We start from the raw sequence: 19,766 nt of genomic DNA on the forward strand, positions 1-19,766 counted from the left end.
CATTGACTACTATACGTTTGGAAGAAGCTTTGACGATATTTCCACAAAAAGCTTCAGCTTTTTTATACTGTGATATTAGTATATTTCACATACTATCTATTTTGTCAGGAGGCATCAATGAATACAAAGAATAAAGTAATGACTTTGTTAGCGCTGTCGGCAGGAGGAGCTGCCGCCACTGCTCTTATTAACAAATACATTAAAATTTCCGCTGTCTCGAAGAACTTAATGAGTGAGCCTCATCCACTATGCTATAAATGGCGTCTCGGCAATATTCATTATACGAAGACCGGGAACGGAAAACCGCTTGTACTGGTACACGATCTCAATTTTTCGTCCAGCGGTTATGAGTGGAATCTTCTGATTGACAAGCTGAAACAGAACTATACCGTTTATACCATAGACTTACTCGGCTGCGGCCGTTCTGAAAAACCGAATCTTACCTATACAAATTATCTCTATGTGCAGCTTATCTGCGATTTTATCAAATCGGAAATTGGACATAGAACCAATATTATCGCTACCGGAGAATCTGCGGCTTTGGCTATTATGGCCTGTAATAACTCTCCTGAGCTTTTTGATCAGCTTATGTTAATCAATCCGGACAGCCTTATAAACTGCAGCCAGATTCCGGGAAAGAATGCAAAGTTCTATAAGTTAATTCTGGATTTGCCAATCATTGGAACACTGCTCTATCATATTGCCAGCAGCCGTAATCTGATTGAAGAAGCATTTGAAGAGAAGTATTTTTATAATCCATACTCGGCAAAGCCAATCTATATAGACCACTACTTTGAATCAGCTCACCTGGGCGAATGTCCTAAAGCCATATTTTCCAGCATGGAATGTAAGTTTACTAAATGTAATATCATCAATGCACTGAAGAAAATTGATAACAGCATCTTCATTGTGGGAGGCGCAGAGGTTCCCTGCATCGTCGATAATATAGAAGAATATAAACTTTATAACTCTGCAATCGAATCATCTATTATCAGTAAAACAAAATATCTTCCACAATTAGAGACCCCTGGAAAATTGCTGGATGTTATTTCCATGTTTTTTGCTTAATGAATGCTTTTATTGAAAATTATGTGGGTGTAAATACTTCTTTAATAAGAGTTATTCTTTTTATTGTGAAAAGAAAGGGAGTAGTGATGTTTCACGTGAAACATCACTACTCTTTTTTTACTTGATCCGTTTTTTATCTTTTGTCGTTTTTTATCTTTTATCATTTTTATCTTACATCATATTATATATATTTATCTTCAATCATTATTATCTCAAATTATTTCCTAAATACCATACTTCTATTCATTATCTTCCCATCATATCCTGCATCCAAATCTGTTCTTTAAATTATCTTTATGCTGCCTGTTAGTCCTTTTAACGAATCCGGAACTAATTCGCACCCTAAAACAAATTGATCCGGTATCTCCGATTCATTTTTTATTCCATAGTATCCCGTTTCCTTAAATCCAAACCGTTTATAATATTCTGGGTTTCCCACTAAAAAACTGCTTTATACCCTCTCTCCACAGCCCGTTTAAATCCCTCTTTCATTAATGCTGCGCCGACACCTTTATTTCTATATTCCAACTTTACAGATAAAGGTGCGATCAGAAGACCAGTAAATACAAATGGTACTCCACTCCTATCCATAACATCCACTTTCTGCTCTGTAAACATGATATGGCCTATAATTCCTGTCTTATCCACCATGACAAGTTCCAGTTCCGGAAGATATGCTCCCTTTCTCAGTTCAAGCACAAAATCCTGCTCTGTACCGTCGCTGACCTCTGCCGTTTTAAATGCAGTCTTTACAAAACCATATATTTCACTGAAATCACTTTCCGTTACAGCTCTAATTACTCCGTTAATCTTTTCCTCCAGCATATCCTTCTCCCTCTCTGCCCAGCATTTTAATTTGCTTTTGATATTAATAGAATTAAGCCTCCCACCTATCACTCAAGTATACTCTATATAGACTCGATTAAATATTCAATTTATATAGACATATTACCTTACTTTATTGTATCCATTTTTCCTGCTAAATACAATATAGAAGTAATCCCTTACATTTCAGCGTTCTCTATCGTATCGCCAGTCGACAAAAATAGTAGTGACAAAAAGGAGGCAGATTTCTCCATTCTGCTCTCCTTTTTGTCACTACTATTTTTGCTATCCTATTTCAATGGCTCCTTCGAAGGCATACCCGCTTTTCTGGGATACTTCTTACTCATAATGCCGGTCTTTCTGATTTTAACAAGACATCGTTCATCTGCATTCGGCAATGTAAAAGTAAGAATATCTTCTATCTCTCCGCTCAGCTTATTTACAGCCCCTTTCCCAGTTACCAGTTCTTCTTCCAGTTTACCGGATTTATAAGGAATAAAGTAACCACCTGTTTTTACAAACGGCATGCAATACTCTGATAACGTAGCCAGATTCGCTACCGCCCTGGATACACAGAGATCATATGTTTCACGTGAAACATTATCGCGTCCCAGGTCTTCTGCTCTGCCGTGTACGGCAGTTATTCCAGTTAACTGGAGATTTTCTATCACCTCATTGAGAAATTTCACTCTTTTATTCAGGGAATCCAGAAGGGTCACCTCCAGTTCCGGAAAAACGATTTTTAACGGAATTCCAGGAAACCCGGCCCCTGTCCCAACATCGATCAGTCTACGCGGTTTCTGATCGATATCCACAATTATTTTTTTCAGAGAAAGACTATCCACAAAATGTTTTGTCACTACTTCTTCCATCTGTGTAATCGCCGTCAGATTCACCATAGAATTCCAATGAATTAACAGTTCGTAGTATTGATAGAACTGATCGATCTGATGATCCGCCAGTTCGATTCCCATCTGTTTGACTTCTTCTTTCAACTGGACAGCAAATTTATCTTTCATATCATATCCTCACGTGCTTCCTTCTTTTTCCTGCTTCTTTTTCCCGCTTCGTTCCCTATTTATCCCTCTGGTATTTCATCTGTTCCAGGTGTACCATCAGCACCGAGATATCGGCAGGCGAAACCCCTGAAATTCTGGATGCCTGGCCTATATTTGCCGGTTTATAAAGATTCAGCTTCTGGACCGCTTCTCTTCTCAGGCTCTTTACCTCTGAATAATCAAAATTCTCATCCAGCTTTTTGCCTTCCATCTTCTTAAACTGTGCGACCTGCTGTTTCTGACGGCGGATATATCCGTCGTATTTGATATTAATATTAATCTGCTGAACCACGTCGTCCGGAAGTTCCGGCCTGTCTGAATCCAGTTCAGTTAACATAACATAGTCAAGTTCCGGTCTGCGCACCAGTTCTGCAAGTGTCGTACCCGTCTTTAACAGTGTACTTCCATTCCTTTCCAGAAAAGCCTGAACCTCTTTCGTAGCTCCTATACTTTTCTTTTCCAGCCGTTTTACTTCTTCCTCAATAGCCTTTTCCTTCCAAAGGACGCGCTCATACTGTTCATCACTTATAAGGCCGATTTCATGGCCGATGGCCCTCAGGCGCAGATCTGCGTTATCCTGTCTCAGAAGCAGGCGGTACTCGGCCCTGGAAGTCATCATACGGTAAGGCTCATGGCTCTCTTTCGTCACCAGGTCATCGATCAGGACACCGATATATGCCTGTGATCGATCAAGGACGATTGGTTCCTTTCCCTGAAGCTTTCTGGCTGCATTAACCCCAGCCATGAATCCCTGAACGGCAGCCTCCTCATAACCAGAGCTGCCGTTAAACTGGCCGCCGCTGAACAGTCCTTCTATCTTTTTAAATTCCAGTGAAGCCTTTAACTGCCTGGAATTGATACAATCATACTCAATTGCATAAGCATTTCGAACAATTTTGACATTTTCAAGTCCCGACACGGTCCGGTACATGGCAAACTGGACATCTTCCGGCAGGGAACTGGACATTCCTGCAAGATACATTTCATTTGTATAAAGACCCTCCGGCTCCACAAACACCTGATGCCTGTTCTTATCAGGGAATTTTACCACCTTGTCCTCAATTGACGGACAGTATCTCGGCCCTGTCCCTTCAATTGCGCCGGAGAAAAGTGGGGATCGATCAAGATTTTCCCTTATAATCTCATGGGTGCTGTCATTTGTATAGGTGAGCCAGCAGGAAACCTGTTCTTTCTGTACGGACTCCGGATCAGTGGAAAAAGAAAACGGCACTACTCTCTCATCTCCGAACTGCTCTTCCATTTTTGAAAAATCGATACTTCTCTTATCTACTCTGGCCGGTGTACCTGTTTTAAACCGGTACATTTCAATTCCCAGACTCTTCAGCGAATCCGTCAGATGGTTGGCAGCCTGAAGTCCATTCGGCCCTGTCGGGTTGCTCACATCCCCATAAATACATCTGGCTCTGAGATATGTACCTGTAGCCAGAATTACAGCCTTACAGTAATAGGTTGCGCCTGAAAACGTTTTAACGCCCCGGATCTTACCATCTTCAGCCAGGATCTCACATACCTCTCCCTGCCTGATGGTCAGATGATCCGTATTTTCCAACGTATTTCTCATCTGTCTTGTATATGCCTGTTTGTCCGCCTGGGCGCGCAGGGAATGCACAGCAGGCCCTTTAGACTGATTGAGCATTTTCGACTGGATAAACGTCTTATCGATCGTCTTTCCCATCTCTCCGCCCATGGCATCCAGTTCCCTGACAAGATGGCCTTTGGAACTTCCTCCTATATTCGGATTGCAGGGCATCAGGGCAATACTGTCCACACTTACGGTAAATACAATTGTCTCAAATCCAAGTCTCGCTGCGGCAAGGGCGGCCTCGCATCCTGCGTGTCCGGCGCCTACTACCACAATATCATAATTTTCTGTTAAACACGGCATCTAACTTCCTCTTTTCTATCAATAACAGCCTCTTAATGCTATCGTCCTCATTTACTTTCTTACATTTTCTTTCCCGATCAAATCCACTTATTTCCCCATACAGAACTTGCTGAAGATCTCATTTACCAAATCATCTTCCAGCGACTCTCCCACAATCGTTCCGAGCTGTTCATAAGCATTCATTAAATCAATAGAATAGAAATCTTCCGGCATCTGATCCTCTATACTCTGCACCACCAGTTCAAGGCTCTTTAACGCCTCACCCATAGCGGTTTTATGTCTCACATTCGTGATCATGAGCTCATCATTAAAATCAATCTCACCATTTAAAAACAGATCTTTTACCTTCTGTTCCAGCAGATCGATCCCTCTCTGCTCCTTGGCCGACACGGCAATCACCTCACTGCCGGTTCTTTTCTCAACTTCCTCCGGTGTAAGAACCGTTTCGAGATCCGTCTTATTTAAAAGAACAATCGATTTGCGCCCCTTAATCAGTTCCATAATCTGATAATCATTTTCATCCAGAGGACATGAACCGTCGACGACATAGATAATCAAGTCTGCGTCATCCGCGTTGGCCCTGGCCCTGTCCACTCCGATTTTCTCCACGACATCCTCCGTATCACGGATTCCCGCGGTGTCTACGATATTCAGGCTGATTCCATGCAGACGGATATTTTCCTCCAGAGTATCCCTGGTTGTTCCCGCTATATCCGTCACAATCGCCCTCTCCTCCCCTACCAGTACATTCATCAGAGAGGATTTACCGGCGTTTGGCTTGCCGAGAATTACAGTCCTGATTCCCTCGGCCAGAACTCTGCCGCTGTCAAATGAGGAAAGCGCTTTATGAAGCTCTCCCTCCAGGTCAGTAACCGTTTTTTTCAGTTTTTCCGGATATCCCTCCAGAGAAATATGTTCCGGATCATCCAGCGCCGATTCAATAAAGGCAATCTCATAGAGAAGTTTCTCCCTTAGTTCCCTCACTTTCTTCGACATCGAGCCACTGAGCTGGCTGACTGAACTTTTCAGGGCATAATTATTTTTTGAATTGATGACGTCTATGACCGCTTCGGCCTGAGAAAGATCAATTCTGCCGTTTAGAAAGGCGCGCTTCGTGAACTCTCCCGGCTCTGCCATCCTGGCGCCGTACTTGATTACCGTCTCCAGTATTTTTTTCATAACAAGGACACCGCCGTGACAGTCTATCTCCACCGTATCTTCGGCAGTGTAACTGTGAGGTCCTCTCATTACAATCGCAAGAACTTCATCTATTATCTCATCACCGTCGCAAATGTGGCCATAGTGGACGGTATATGTTTTTTCCTCTTTTAATTTTTTCTTTTTATTCTTGGGGCGGAATATTTTATCCACAATATCAAATGCTTCATTTCCGCTGACTCTTATGATACCAATTCCCGAATTTGTAAGCGCCGTTGCAATAGCGGCTATTGTATCTGAAGTCATCATATTTTTCATTCCTCGATTTTTACAGGTTATTAGAAGCTGCCGGATTTAAATTCTAAAATTTAAATCCTTAATTTATATCCTTACCTTGATTTTCATTCTATTCTGATTTAAAAAAATGTTCAAACAGGGGCTTTTTTGTAAAAAGACATCTATTTGAACATTTTTTATATCACAGCTTATAACTTACTTTTCCGTTCTGTCTGCTCTTTCAGCTCTGTCGCTTCTGTCATATCTGTCGTTTCTATCTCTTCTGTTTTCTCTCTTTAAAGAAATAATAACATGTCTGAACGGCTCTTCACCGTCGCTTCTCGTCACAACATATTTGTCGTTCTGAAGAGCGGCATGGATGATACGTCTCTCATAAGGGTTCATCGGCTCCAGAGATACGGAACGTTTTGTCCTTTTCACTTTATAGGCAATATTCTTGGCAAGAGTCTCCAGCGTTTCTTTTCTTCTCTCACGGTAATTCTCCGTGTCCAGTTTTACACGGATATAGTCACCGGTGGATTTATTTACAACAAGGCTTACAAGATACTGTAAGGAATCGAGCGTCTGTCCTCTCTTACCGATCAGGATGCCCATATCCTCACCCTTCAGATTCACATTCATCTCTTTTTCCGTCTCGTTGTACTCTACGCTGATATCAACCGCCATATTCATAGCGTCAAATACCTGCTCAAGGAATTCAATCGCTTTATCCTGAAGTGTTTCCTTCTTCTTTGCACGGATAATGGCCGGTTTGGAACCGATGCCGAGGAACCCTGCACTTCCCTTTTCAACTACCTCATATGTTAACTTATCACTGGTTGTTTCAAGTTCAATCAGTGCTTTTGTCACTGCTTCATCTACTGTTTTTGCGGTAACTGTTATCATATCCATACGGCACCCCTCCTACTTGTTGTGCTTCTCGTTATACTTCTGCACCATCTTTGCCTTGGATGCAAGGCTGCCCGGTTTCGGATCGGAATTGTAATACTCCGTTGACTCCTTCACCAGTTTGTCGGTCTTTGACATTTTTTCCTGCCTTATTGCTTCTTCTTTTTCTGTCTGAGCCTGGATATTCTTAAGATTAGCGCTGGCATTCTGGTTCACCTTTGCCGGAGGAAGCCCCTTCTTGGCGCGCTTCTTATTCATCTTCTCAACATTCTTCTTGATGAGCTCGTCCATATCCACTTTGTTCATGTAAGCATTTACAGCCAGCTGCTGTACAATCTGGAACGCACCCTGTACAACCCAGTAAATACCGATTGCTGCCGGGAATGTGAAACAGAAGAAGACGGATACCAGAGGCATCGTCATCATCATCGTATTCATCGTCTGTGCGCCAGGCGCATCAGGATCCATCTGCTGGTTGGTGTTCATAAGTTTTGTGGAGAACCACTGTGTAAGACCTGCCAGGATCGGGATAAGCCATGCAATTGTAATGTTGGTAAATCCCGTAAACGGCTGTGTTGCCAGGTTGATTCCCAGGAAGGAGTTCATCTGCTCGATCTTGCCTGCATTGTCGGCAATTACAGTTGAAATCTGAGGGAATAATTCTCCGAGATGCTGCCAGTTGGCAGGTGTGAATTTATATAATAAATCTACAACCTTATCTGCATTCGTATAGTCTACTTTATCAATTGCCAAACCATAGCTGCTGGCGATTTCTGCGATCTTGTTAATAAAATCAGGCTGTTTCTGCAGCGGTTCCACCACGTTGTCAAAGAATACCCTTACCGACGGAACATAGGCGGGAATATTATAGATAACACGGTATAATGCAATGATGATTGGAAACTGGATTAACATGGGAAGACAGCCCGCGGTCGGACTGGAACCATATTTCTCATAGATGGCCTGCATCTCCATCTGCTGCTTTGCCATGGATGTCTGATCTGTTTTACCCTTGTACCTCTTCTGAACCGCCTGAATTTCAGGATTCATAAGAGACATCAGCTTTGACGATTTCTGCTGCTTGATCGTCAACGGAAATAAAAGCAATTTTGTGATAATTGTAAAAAGGATAATACAAAGACCAAGATTTAAGATACCAAAAGAACTGGTGATCCGAAACAGAAAGTCCATGATGTACCCAAACAGGCTGATAATAGGCCCCATGATGGACCCCGCCTTAGTAGCTACTATAAATTCCAATGAATTACCTCCTCATCCTCTACGGAACTGGATCATAACCGCCTTCTGCAAATGGATGACATCTCAGTATCCTTTTGCAGGCCAAAATCATACCTTTAAACGCGCCGTACCTCTGTACTGCCTCAATGGCGTATTGAGAGCAGGTAGGCGTGTACTTGCAGTGAGGTCCTGTAAGCGGGGAAATAAATTTCTGATACCCCCGAATCATCATTATAAAGATCTTTTTAATCAATATTCTCACTTCGATTCTCTAATATGTTATGAAGTCCGCACAAGTGCATATATGCACTTTCGATTTTTTTGAAATCTGATTCTTTTGCTGCAGCTCTCGCTACAACGACGATGTCTAACCCTGTCTTAACTTTGTTCTTGTTGAGCCTGTAGCTCTCTCTCACGAGTCTTGTAACATGATGACGCACAACGCTGTTCCCGACCTTTTTACTCACGGATATTCCTATCCTTGTGTCTTCCCTCTCCGTCTTCATTACATACATGATTAAAAGCCGGTTGGCAAATGATCTCCCCGTCCTGTACACTTTCTGAAAATCGCTGTTCTTTTTAATCGAATTAAATTTCTTCATTATTCATATTTTCACATTCAATAAACAAAAGGCCACAATCAAAATTGCGGCCCTGGTTCATTAAGCAGATAATCTTGCTCTTCCTTTTGCTCTTCTTGCAGCCAGAACTTTTCTTCCGCCTGCGCTGCTCATTCTAGCTCTGAAGCCGTGAACTTTCGCTCTCTGTCTTGTTTTAGGCTGAAATGTCATCTTCATATTGCAAACACCTCCTTGTACTCTAATATATCTTCAGAAAAATCATCTTAACATAGTTAGACTATTCTAAATTAAACATCTTCTCAATTATATAGAAGAAAAATCACTTCGTCAATAAGAAAATCAAGATTTTTCGCGTGTTTTTATAAATTCCCGGCCCTTTTTTTCCAGAATAATCCCCTCCGGACCCCTGGAAAAGGAAATAAGTCCCAAACTCCGCAGATTTTCAAGGATTTTCTTCAATCTATAGCCGGTACATCCTTCCTCCGCAGCATCCAGTCCGGCGCCTATTTCCTTCCTGCTTTTCACTCCGTTTTCTATCAGGGACAATATTCGCATTATTATTCTTTTTTCTCTCAGGGAATATTGGTTGGACAGGATCAGTTCCATATTTTCGGCTGCATTTACAGCTGGATTTTCTTCTATTTCTGCAACTGTATTTACTTCCTTACCAGCTTTCCCGTTTGCCTGCGCGTGTTCTTCCATCTCATCCCTGATATAGTCGGGAAGATCGGATATCTTAAGCGGCTCATCCGTAATGTTTACCATATATTCCATGACATTTCTCAGCTCCCGCACATTTCCCTCCCAGGCATAGCGCTCCATGAAATTCCACAGTTCGGCTTCCACCTGCCGTTTCTTATGAATCTCGTTGTAAATAAAATATTCGGCCAGATAACGGATATCTTCCTTTCTCTCCCGCAGAGGCGGTATTTTAATAATAATTGAATTCAACCTGTAATAAAGATCCAGCCGGAATTCCTTCTTGTCCACCAGTTCTTTCAGGTTCTGGTTTGTCGCGGCGATAATACGCACATCCACAGAAGTGATTTTATCGCCCCCAAGGCGCATAATCTCCTTGGTTTCAATGGCACGCAGGAGTTTAGACTGTACTTCCAGGGAGGCCTCCCCTATCTCATCGAGAAACAGGGTACCGTAATTCGCCATCTCAAAAAGCCCGATCTTTCCGCCCTTTTTAGAACCGGTAAACGCGCCCTCCACATAGCCAAACAGTTCACTCTCCAACAGGGAAGACGGAATTGCCGCGCAATTGATGCTGACAAACGGATAATTTCTTCTGCTGGACGCTGAATGGAGCGACTGGGCCATCAGTTCCTTTCCCGTTCCACTCTCTCCCATCACCAGCGTCGTTTTATCAATCCTGGCAATCTTCTCCGCTTTCTTAATGCAGGAAATCATGACCGGACTCTCCGTTTTAATATCGGAAAAACGGTATTTGGATGTGTATCCTTTCATGCTGAGCTGGCGTTTCAGTGAATGGCTCTTGTTCTCAATCTCCTCCGCTTCCTGGAGGATCAGCATATAAATACAACCCTGGTTATTTCCCTTTACAATGCATTCCATATTGAAAACAAGGGAGGATTTTCCATCCGGATAAACGATCAGTTCATTGCGGACGGCCTTTCCTTTGTCAAGATACGGCAGAAATTCTTCCGTTCCCTCCACATTCCTGATTTTTTTCCCATACAGTTCCCTGGTAACGTGAAACATATCCATAAACCGCGTGTTGTATTCAATAATCTCATGCCGGTCGCTCAGGATCACAATCCCACTGTCCATATAATTGAGTATCATTTTTATCTGTAAATGGAAGGAGGACATATCGCTGTATATTGTATTAACCAGGGTCGATGCCCCTTTATAACTGTAACTGTACCGGAATAACTCATTTTCCAGATCCTTATTAAAGATATCCGCCTCCTGGGCAATTTTAAGCAGGGTTGAGAACGCGATCTTTCTCTTTCCCAGGCTCATGACCGTCTTATCCTTCCTCACAAGATGTGGGGAATAGTCATCCATTACAACGACATCATACCCTGAAGTGGGAACCTCGCCATTTTCCTGGGGAAAGAGCCAGATAAAGTTATTGATTCCCTGCTCATACAACAGACTGACCATTTTTCTGCATACAAACAGATCAAAGCACATCAGGGCATAGGTGCCGGCCGGGTACTTTCTCATCTGTTCAATATTCATCTCCGGGTAGCTGAAATCAATTGTTACAATTTTTGTCTGCTCTTCGATCAAATAGTGGATTTTATTGATGATTTCCGCATTGCTTACCAGCACAATATCGGCATGGGCCAGCTGCTCCCTGGAAGGCTCCTCCTTATTCAGGGAACACGTGTGAATCTCCATGTATTCTCCAAAAAGAATGCAGAGATCATCATAGTAAATTTTCCCTATTTCCGGCCGGTATGTAAATAACACCATTTTTTTCATATGGTTTATATCTCCTTTGCCATCATAATCAGATGGAACCCCTTTTCATAGGCATTAGGCTGAATCCCAATCACCCTGAATCCATAATCCAGCATCCACCTGTAATCCACTCTGTCACATTTGAGATCACGGATGGCATCGGCAATATTATCAATCCTCTTTCCATGAATATTAAAACCAACGGAACTGATGCCGTTTCTGAATGTCAAATATCCCTTTCCCCTTGCATATCCTGCCGCCGTATCGATCAGCCGTCCCAGTTTATGTTCCAGTTTAAATACCCCGTTGTCGTTGAAACCGCTGCATTCCAGCTCGATTGCCCGGAGTCCCACAAGCTCCCTGCAGAGAATCCAGCCCGTAGGATGTTCTGCATCTTCCCCCATATACCATCCGATTGTTTTAATGGACTCATTGATATCACTTAGCTGCCCATAGGCGCCTTCATAATCCCACCACTCCGGTTTTATCTTGCTCATCAACTCTGCCACTGCAGGAATGCGTTCCTGCGTCATATTAAAAATCTCCATATATAATTTTCCCCCTCCCTTACTCCAACTATCGGTTCACTCTACGATAAACAGAATTATAGAAATATACCGTCATTAAATGGTATATTTCTACCTTCACTATAACATTAAGCTCAGAACATAACAATATTAACACTAAAATAGTTTTATGATAATTATATTTTCGTCTCTTAATTATCATAAAACCATTATAATATCTCCATCTTTTATCATTTTGTCTATTTTCAGGTAGAACTTTAACCCACACATGATATAAAATAGCTTTATAAAAACAGCTTTTTCTTTCGGATCAGCGGAAAATTTCATCTATTTTTTAATTTTTGCCCCATTTTTTAATTTTTGGCACGGTTTATGCTTTATATAACGGTATAAAACTATTTGAGGAGGGTTCCATCATGTTAGTAATGACCAAGTATCTGTTTATCGTCCTGCTCTGCTTTGCCATTGGTGATTTTTTCGGGGTGTTCACCAAAGCAAAAATATCATCCGTATTTATCATTTTCATGATATTTCTGGGTGGGTTCATGTCGGGTATCTTTCCAAAAGATATCATCGATCAGGCGGGGCTTACTGAATTCAGCCGCTGGTCGGCAAGTTTTATCATTTTCAGTATCGGCTCACAAATCAACCTGGCACAATTAAAAAAGGAATGGCGGGTCGTTATCATGTCCCTGGTGGCTATGGCCGTAGCTCTCGTCGGGGTCCTTGTGATTATTCCGTTCATCGGCAGGGAATCTGCACTTGTATCAATCCCGATTGTAAACGGCGGTATCAATGCCACACAGATTATGACCGAGGGGGCGCTTGAAAAAGGCCTCACCACCGCAGCGGCTCTGGGCGCATTTATCTATGCCATCCAGAAATTCGTTGGAACAATTCCTGCCTCCTATTTTGGCCGTCAGGAGGGATTTCTTCTGGTTAATGAATACCGTGAAAAGAAAGCCCAGGGAATCGACCTTTTAAAAGGCCTTGAAGATGTTTCATCGGAAAGCGATGATGCAAACGGCCACAAACAGACCTTTTTCCAGAAACACAAAAAATATTATACCGACTATACCTGCCTTGCCATCACGGCCTGCGGCGGCTTCCTCTCCTATCTGGTTGCGGCGCACACCCCCGGCATCAACTACGGAATCTGGGCTCTTATATTTGGATGCGGAGCCAACTGCCTCGGCCTTATCCCAACCCGTATTTTAAATTATGGCAACTCCATGGGTATTGTCATGATGGCGATGTTTGCCGACATCATTCCAGCCCTTGCCAATGTAAACCTGGGCAATATCGCACTGATCGGTTTTCAGACCGTACTGGTATTTGCTGCCGTACTCATTTTCAGCGTATTCTGCCTTCGCGTTCTTCCACTGTGGAAAATCGTTGGTTCCAGGAATAAGGCAATGGGCTGTGCCATGGCCCAATTGTTAGGTTTCCCGGCCACACAGTTGATTGTCAACGAGGTAGCTCTGGCTGTATCCGAAACCGAAGAAGAAAAAAATTATGTGATTACAAAACTTACGCCTGCTTTTGTCGTATCGGGCTTTGTTTCCGTCACATCCCTGTCCATCATTATAGCCGGAGTTTTGGTCAACTTCCTTTGAGCCGGTTTTAAAATAACAAAAATATATTCATTTTAAGGAGAATCTTATGAACTACGATGCGTTAAAAAACAGCTACCCATCCAGAAGAAGCGTTGTATATGGAAGGAAGGGAATGGTATGCACCTCTCAGCCCCTCGCCGCCCAGGCCGGACTTGATATGATAAAAAAGGGAGGAAACGCCATTGATGCAGTCATTGCAACGGCCTCCTGCATGACCGTGCTGGAACCAACCTCCAACGGAATCGGAAGCGACGCCTTTGCCCTTGTATGGACAAAAGGAGAATTGCACGGCTTAAATGCCAGCGGCAAAGCCCCCATGTCCCTGGATATCGATACGGTGAAAGGTCTCGGCCATAACTCCATGCCAAAAAGAGGATGGATCCCGGTAATGGTGCCTGGCGCTCCATCGGCCTGGGCCGAATTATCAGAAAAATACGGCAGGCTCCCCTTTGAGGAAGTACTTCAACCGGCCATCGCCTATGCAGAAGAAGGATATGGCGTCTCCCCATTATTTCAAGGCTCTGGGACAATTCCTACCGTGAATTCTCGGCCGAATTTACCGGTCAAGAGTATGAACCGTGGTTTCAAATGTTCGCCCCGAAAGGCCATGCACCGGCACCGGGTGAATTATGGAACTCCCCGAACTGGCCGATACGCTCCGAAAAATAGCCGCCACAAAATCAAAGGCCATTTATCAGGGGGAACTGGCCAACGCCATCGATGCATTTTCGCGAAAAACGGGCGGTTATATCAGAAAATCGGATTTAGAAGACTATTGGTGCAAATGGGTGGAGCCAATCCACACCAATTACCGCGGCTACGATATCTGGGAAATGCCGCCCAACGGCAACGGAATTATCGCTCTGATGGCCCTTAATATCTTGAGGGGATTCGATTTTACTGAAAGAGATACGGCAGAAACCATACATAAACAGTTAGAAGCCATGAAACTCGCATTCACCGACGGTAAACATTACGTATCCGATGAGACAGCCATGAAGGTTACCACCGCAGAAATGCTGTCCGAAGAATATGCTGCCAGACGCCGCGCCCTGATCGGCCGCGATGCCATCATGCCTTCGGCAGGCGACCCCAAATGCGGAGGTACCGTATACATGTGCGCTGCGGACGGTGAAGGGAATATGGTTTCCTATATTCAGAGCAACTACTGGGGATTCGGATCCGGTATTGTCATTCCAGGAACCGGAATCAGCCTCCAGAACAGGGGATACAGCTTCTCTCTCAACAAAGAAGACGCAAACTGTCTCGCACCGGGAAAAAAAGCATTCCATACCATTATTCCTGCATTTCTCACAAAAGACGGCGAAGCCATCGGCCCGTTCGGCGTAATGGGCGGTTTTATGCAGCCTCAGGGCCACTTACAGGTAATTACCAATACGCTTGATTTTCATATGAACCCACAGGAGGCACTTGACGCTCCCAGATGGCAGTGGACCGGCGGAAAGGATATTGAAGTGGAGCGCGGATTCCCTTACGCCCTCACCGAAGAACTTGTCAGGAGAGGCCATAATATTAAGGTACTCCCGGAATCGTTGAATTTCGGCCGCGGACAGATTATCTGGAGAGATGAAAACGGAACTCTGACCGGTGCAACCGAGCCCCGTACGGACGGAACCGTTGCCGCCTGGTAATAGTTAAAATAAATTTTATACGCTTTAAAATCAATCAACAAAAGCAACCATTACAGGAGCTGCAGAAAATATGAAGGAATTAATTTCAATCTTTATCTCCTTTTCAAGATGGGAAGCGTTACATTTGGCGGTGGATACGCCATGCTCCCTATCCTGAGAAAGGAATGTGTGGAAAATAAAAAATGGATTACCGAAGAACAGGTGATGGATTACTATGCCGTCAGCCAGGGACTTCCGGGAATCATTGCAGTGAATGTATCTGTTTTCATCGGATACCACCGCAAAAAATTCCTCGGCGGAATTGCCGCGGCCCTGGGCTGTGTGACTCCCTGTATTATCATAATCAGTATGATTGCCGCCTTCCTGTCCAATTTTCAGGATAACATATTGATAAAGCAGGCCATGACCGGTGTTTCCATCTGTGTTGTGGCCCTGATCCTGGACGCTGTCCTGGGACTGTGGAAAAAAGGCGTCAAGGATATCTGGGGGCTTGCCATCTGTCTGCTCGTGTTTATTCTCACCGAATTCAGTCCCATCTCCCCAATCCTTGTGATTGTGGGCGCCGGTCTGACGGGAGTAATCCTTAAAAACTGGATACTGACCAAAAAAGAGGTGGTAAAATGATTTTCATCAACTTATTTTTAGAATTTTTCAAGATCGGCCTGTTCGCCATAGGCGGAGGCATGGCAACCATCCCCTTTCTCCAGCAGTTGAGCCTTAATACGGGATGGTTTCCCATGGAACTGATAACCGATATGATTGCAATCTCAGAATCGACTCCAGGCCCGATTGGAATCAATATGGCTACGTATGTCGGCTACAATATAGCCGGCATCGCCGGAGGCATAACCGCCACCCTGGGAGAAATCCTTCCGGCCATGATTATCGTGACCCTCGTGTCAAAATCACTGGAAAAATTCAGCAACAACCGGCAGATAGACAATATCTTTTACGGCCTGCGCCCCGCTGTCACGGGACTGATCGCGGCCGCTGGATTTGATGTCTTTAAAATAATGCTTTAAGGCATCTGCCGCAGCCCCTACGCTGATGAGTGTTATTTCCATGATTTCATGGGGAAAAATTGCCTACTTTATCATTATTTTTATCCTGATCAAAAAATTAAAAAAGCATCCCATCGTGTATATTGCATCTTCAGCAGCCGCAGGGATCGCACTGGCGCCTGTTTTCGCACTGTAATTGAGGAAAGAGAACTGCGCCGGGACGGCCGAAGTTCGGAATGGTGAGAGAGAGACTGTGAGTCTTCAGTCCCGGTTTGAAGGTTGTCGCGGGTGGGGAATCCGGGAAGGTTATGGCCCGGGACTGAAGACGCGAAGGTTGTCGCCATCCCAAATTCCGGCCTACGGCCGCTGATTTGTTCTATTATTTCAAACGGGAGAAGACATTCTCGCGGCCACTACGTTTCTTCGTATGCCGCGAGAATGTCTTCTTTTTCATCTTAAATTATGATCTGCTTTTTAGCTCTCTATATATCCTTGAATGTCACAATGAAATTTAATAATTCAATCATTAAATTCAAGCATTAACATAATCTCTAGTTTTTTCACTGAATTCAACTCTAAACACCTAAAAATGTAAAGATTTCACAACTCCATAGTGGCCGCGACAATACCTCCCCTTACTTGACAAAGAGACAATCAGCCCCTGAAGCCGGCGGACGGGGCAACAACCTTCCCTGAGTCTTCAGTCCCGTCGACAACCTGCCCGGGGAAGGAAGGAGAAAAGATTCCGAAGGGGACATTGGAGCCCGCCGGTGCTTAGACGGCGTTCTTTGACGTCTTAGCATCCGCTGTGCGCTCCACAAGCGGGAGCGGGTCCCCGTAGGAATCTTTTCTCCTGGATTCCCCTCACCACACCCTACAAACCGGGACTGAAGACTCATATACCACCTCCCACTCCCCCGTCCGCCGTCTTACAGCGGCGTCCTCGCATCTCAACCATCTACACCACTAATATCTCCGTCTGAACCGGCCCATAAATTCTGGCCTTCTTATCCTCTGTCAAATGTACGTCGAATTCCAGTCTCACCCCATATTTTTCCGTATAAATTCCAGGTTCCACTGAGAACATGGTACCTGGCAGTAGACAGCGTACATCATGGGTCTCAAAGTCGTCCAGATTGGCGCCGATTCCATGGCAGGTATGGCCGATATTGTGGCCTGTTCTATGCATCAGAAATTGATCCAGCCCCTTTTCACAAAAAAGGGTCCGCGCCAGCTCGTCCACCTCATAGCCGCGGATCTCCCTCCCCTGATTGAGACGCTCTTCAATAAAGGTCATAATCCGGTTCCGCACCTCATTCACCGTCTCAAACAGGCGGCGGTATTCCGGATCAATCTCCGGACCCACATTCATGCACCATGAAATATCATAATAAATAGAATCCGTTCCCGGCATCCGGCCCGCAATATCTATAATCAGACGGCTGCCCTCCCGGATCTGTGCCGAACCGTGCTCCGAAGGCTCATATCCTGGATCACAGGCATGTTCGTCAATCCCGAAAAACGGCGGTGAATCCATATAAATTCCCTCGGCCGCAATAAGGCGTTCCATCTCTTTTAACATCATCCACTCGTCGATATAGATCCCGGCATTCAGATTGCTTCGTATCCAGTAAAACGTCTGATCCAAAATCCGATGGATCGCCTCCCCTGCCTGCTTGTGGGATTCTATCTGTGATTTCGTAAGCACCGCACCGAAAAACTGCATTAAATCTGCCGAGGAAATCAGTTCTATCTCAAACGTCTTTAAATATTCTGCAAGTCCCGCATCCATGGAACTTATCGTCGGAACATTCCCCCCAGATGAATACTGGCAGGCAATCTGCATACCCGGTAAAAGGAATTTTGAAAGCTCTCTTCTCTGCTCCCGCATTCCTTTATAAAGAATTTTTCTGCCAGGCAGGTGATCTAGCAGCAAAGGTTCAATTGCCGATAAAAGTTTGACCGGTTCACCCTGTACCGGAATGAAATAAAACAGCCTCCTGGTGCATTTTCGTTCCGTCAGCTTTAGAAAATCCCCGGTGATAAAATCGCGGCCCTGAAAATCAGAGAAAATCCAGCCATCCAGACTGTAATGTCTTAAGAGCGACTGGATTTTCTCAATATCCGGGATTATGCCGCCCGCCTCGCCGGTTTGAACCGGTTTGGCCGATTGGATTGGATTTCTACCCATCTGTCATCCCTCCATTCTGTATTAACCCTTTATAATACGCCGGTAAGCCGAAACAACCGGCAGATAAAGCAGCCCTGTACCGATTACAGTAAATCCCGCATTAATGATCGTAGCCGGAATCGATGTGATTTCTGCCGCCAAGGCAGCGCCGAAGGTACTTCCTACCAGCATCAGTTCACCCACGGACCAGGTAAAATCTACCGCAATATTCAACACACCATAGACAGCCGCACAAATCACCGCCGCCGTATATTCTTTTTTCCGTTCTCCCGACGCCCGCTTTTTCATAATATCAAATACAGCCCCTACCAGAAGGCATTTGATAATCGTGCTGACAAATACATTCGGGATTGAATGAATATATCCGTTTAAAATATCAAAAATCACCAGACCCAGGACACCGGCAGCTGCTGAACGTTTTCCCCCCAGGCACAAAATTGCCAGCATGACAAAAATATGGCCGAAATGAAGAAACGGTGTTCCCACCGCCGCAGGCAGCGGAATTCGAAAAGACTGGATTCCCAGAAAGATGACAGCCGCAAAAAAGCAGTCATAACTACAGAAAGCACACTGGAATGAACCTGTCCTCTGTCTGGCGCATCGTTTCTTTTATTCACCATAATCATCATTTTTTCTTTACTCATTGTATCTTCCTCTCTTTCTTTCAAATTAAATACAATATAATACTGTGGCAGGCACAGCAATTCCTCATTGAGTATCCCGGTATATCTCATATTATTTTTTATAGTCCCGCTTCAAGTGCCCCTAGTATAGCACCTAACTGACTCGTTAAATATATCCACTTTACATATTTTTTTAAAGGCCAGTTTTAACAAATTACTTACTAAAAAATCCCTCAGGACAAGATTTCCCAGCGTCGGACATGAATTATATCCTTAAAATAACCTGCCCCAATCAAATAAACAGTGAAAAAAATTATTTTCTGAGTTATCCCCACAAAAAATCCACAAAATGTGCCTTGATTTATTTTTCCACCTACATTTTGTGGATTGTGAAACCCTTGATTTTACTGCATTTCCACCGGTTATTCACATGCTTTACATAACTTATCCACACTTTGGGGATAACTTGTGGATAAATAGTGGGATAATATCTGAATATCTTGTATATTGTTCACACCCCTATGTCGTAATCCCTTATTTTTCAACACTTCCGGATAGTGGATAAACAAATTTCAGTTATACACATTCCTCCCATTTTTAATCTTTTAATTGAAAAATACTTTATAATAATGTAGAATAGGTATTAGATTGGGCAAATTTGCAGTTTTGCTTGTTTAATACACTTAGGAGACTTACT

General features: G+C 43.9%; 18 protein-coding genes and 2 pseudogenes. 6 read left to right on the forward strand and 14 right to left on the reverse strand.

Features of this window, described 5'->3' with window-relative positions; genetic code table 11:
* Window positions 1-117: 117 nt before the first annotated feature.
* Complete coding sequence (locus V3C10_23565) at window positions 118-1,068, forward strand: alpha/beta fold hydrolase (protein ID WVP62241.1); 951 nt, start codon at window positions 118-120, stop codon at window positions 1,066-1,068.
* A 438-nt stretch (window positions 1,069-1,506) separates the two neighbouring features.
* Here V3C10_23565 and V3C10_23570 read toward each other — a convergent pair whose 3' ends face one another.
* From V3C10_23570 to V3C10_23620, 11 genes are all read right to left on the reverse strand, one after another.
* Window positions 1,507-1,893 (reverse strand): N-acetyltransferase, encoded by a 387-nt coding sequence (locus tag V3C10_23570; GenBank protein ID WVP62242.1) that lies wholly within the window; start codon window positions 1,891-1,893, stop codon window positions 1,507-1,509.
* A 290-nt stretch (window positions 1,894-2,183) separates the two neighbouring features.
* On the reverse strand, window positions 2,184-2,912 hold the full coding sequence (gene rsmG / locus V3C10_23575; GenBank protein ID WVP62243.1) for a 16S rRNA (guanine(527)-N(7))-methyltransferase RsmG: 729 nt from the start codon (window positions 2,910-2,912) through the stop codon (window positions 2,184-2,186).
* A 55-nt stretch (window positions 2,913-2,967) separates the two neighbouring features.
* Window positions 2,968-4,857 carry a tRNA uridine-5-carboxymethylaminomethyl(34) synthesis enzyme MnmG gene (gene mnmG / locus V3C10_23580; protein ID WVP62244.1) on the reverse strand — a complete coding sequence of 630 codons (1,890 nt, stop codon included), beginning with the start codon at window positions 4,855-4,857 and terminating at the stop codon, window positions 2,968-2,970.
* Window positions 4,858-4,944: 87 nt separating this feature from the next.
* The gene (gene mnmE / locus V3C10_23585) at window positions 4,945-6,321 is read right to left on the reverse strand and encodes a tRNA uridine-5-carboxymethylaminomethyl(34) synthesis GTPase MnmE (protein ID WVP64695.1); all 1,377 of its coding nucleotides are present in this window, start codon (window positions 6,319-6,321) and stop codon (window positions 4,945-4,947) included.
* 186 nt (window positions 6,322-6,507) lie between these two features.
* Complete coding sequence (jag, locus tag V3C10_23590) at window positions 6,508-7,203, reverse strand: RNA-binding cell elongation regulator Jag/EloR (protein ID WVP62245.1); 696 nt, start codon at window positions 7,201-7,203, stop codon at window positions 6,508-6,510.
* 12 nt (window positions 7,204-7,215) lie between these two features.
* A complete protein-coding gene (locus V3C10_23595) occupies window positions 7,216-8,460 on the reverse strand; it encodes a YidC/Oxa1 family membrane protein insertase (GenBank protein WVP62246.1) in 1,245 nt (414 codons plus the stop codon).
* A 19-nt stretch (window positions 8,461-8,479) separates the two neighbouring features.
* Window positions 8,480-8,692 carry a membrane protein insertion efficiency factor YidD gene (gene yidD, locus V3C10_23600; protein ID WVP62247.1) on the reverse strand — a complete coding sequence of 71 codons (213 nt, stop codon included), beginning with the start codon at window positions 8,690-8,692 and terminating at the stop codon, window positions 8,480-8,482.
* Window positions 8,685-9,041: a ribonuclease P protein component gene (rnpA, locus tag V3C10_23605; protein WVP62248.1), complete on the reverse strand. Its 357-nt coding sequence runs from the start codon at window positions 9,039-9,041 to the stop codon at window positions 8,685-8,687. The genes yidD and rnpA overlap by 8 nt, the downstream gene beginning before the upstream one ends.
* 60 nt (window positions 9,042-9,101) lie before the next feature.
* Complete coding sequence (rpmH, locus tag V3C10_23610) at window positions 9,102-9,236, reverse strand: 50S ribosomal protein L34 (GenBank protein ID WVP62249.1); 135 nt, start codon at window positions 9,234-9,236, stop codon at window positions 9,102-9,104.
* Window positions 9,237-9,359: 123 nt separating this feature from the next.
* The gene (locus tag V3C10_23615; GenBank protein ID WVP62250.1) at window positions 9,360-11,480 is read right to left on the reverse strand and encodes a sigma 54-interacting transcriptional regulator; all 2,121 of its coding nucleotides are present in this window, start codon (window positions 11,478-11,480) and stop codon (window positions 9,360-9,362) included.
* Window positions 11,481-11,485: 5 nt separating this feature from the next.
* The gene (locus V3C10_23620; GenBank protein WVP62251.1) at window positions 11,486-12,007 is read right to left on the reverse strand and encodes a hypothetical protein; all 522 of its coding nucleotides are present in this window, start codon (window positions 12,005-12,007) and stop codon (window positions 11,486-11,488) included.
* Between the two features lie 395 nt (window positions 12,008-12,402).
* Between V3C10_23620 and V3C10_23625 the strand changes: the two genes are divergently transcribed.
* From V3C10_23625 to V3C10_23645, 5 genes and pseudogenes are all read left to right on the forward strand, one after another.
* Window positions 12,403-13,602 (forward strand): permease, encoded by a 1,200-nt coding sequence (locus V3C10_23625; GenBank protein WVP62252.1) that lies wholly within the window; start codon window positions 12,403-12,405, stop codon window positions 13,600-13,602.
* Window positions 13,603-13,648: 46 nt separating this feature from the next.
* Window positions 13,649-15,254 (forward strand): annotated as a pseudogene (locus V3C10_23630) (gamma-glutamyltransferase family protein).
* A 70-nt stretch (window positions 15,255-15,324) separates the two neighbouring features.
* Window positions 15,325-15,878, forward strand: a pseudogene (locus V3C10_23635) (chromate transporter).
* Window positions 15,875-16,276, forward strand: coding sequence for a chromate transporter (locus V3C10_23640; protein WVP62253.1), 402 nt, complete (start codon window positions 15,875-15,877; stop codon window positions 16,274-16,276). Before V3C10_23635 ends, V3C10_23640 begins: the two are co-directional and overlap by 4 nt.
* A 40-nt stretch (window positions 16,277-16,316) precedes the next feature.
* A complete protein-coding gene (locus tag V3C10_23645) occupies window positions 16,317-16,451 on the forward strand; it encodes a hypothetical protein (GenBank protein ID WVP62254.1) in 135 nt (44 codons plus the stop codon).
* A gap of 762 nt (window positions 16,452-17,213) precedes the next feature.
* On the opposite strand, the gene V3C10_23650 is transcribed toward V3C10_23645, so the two are convergent.
* The 3 genes from V3C10_23650 to V3C10_23660 are packed head-to-tail and all read right to left on the reverse strand — an operon-like array spanning window position 17,214 to window position 19,090.
* Window positions 17,214-18,446: a M24 family metallopeptidase gene (locus V3C10_23650; protein WVP62255.1), complete on the reverse strand. Its 1,233-nt coding sequence runs from the start codon at window positions 18,444-18,446 to the stop codon at window positions 17,214-17,216.
* Between the two features lie 21 nt (window positions 18,447-18,467).
* Window positions 18,468-18,932, reverse strand: a complete 465-nt coding sequence (locus V3C10_23655) for an ECF transporter S component (protein ID WVP62256.1) — start codon at window positions 18,930-18,932, stop codon at window positions 18,468-18,470.
* Window positions 18,830-19,090, reverse strand: coding sequence for a hypothetical protein (locus tag V3C10_23660; GenBank protein ID WVP64698.1), 261 nt, complete (start codon window positions 19,088-19,090; stop codon window positions 18,830-18,832). The genes V3C10_23655 and V3C10_23660 overlap by 103 nt, the downstream gene beginning before the upstream one ends.
* Between the last annotated feature and the right edge of the window lie 676 nt (window positions 19,091-19,766).

Source organism: [Clostridium] symbiosum (assembly GCA_036419695.1).
GTDB classification, from domain to species: Bacteria; Bacillota; Clostridia; order Lachnospirales; family Lachnospiraceae; genus Otoolea; species Otoolea symbiosa_A.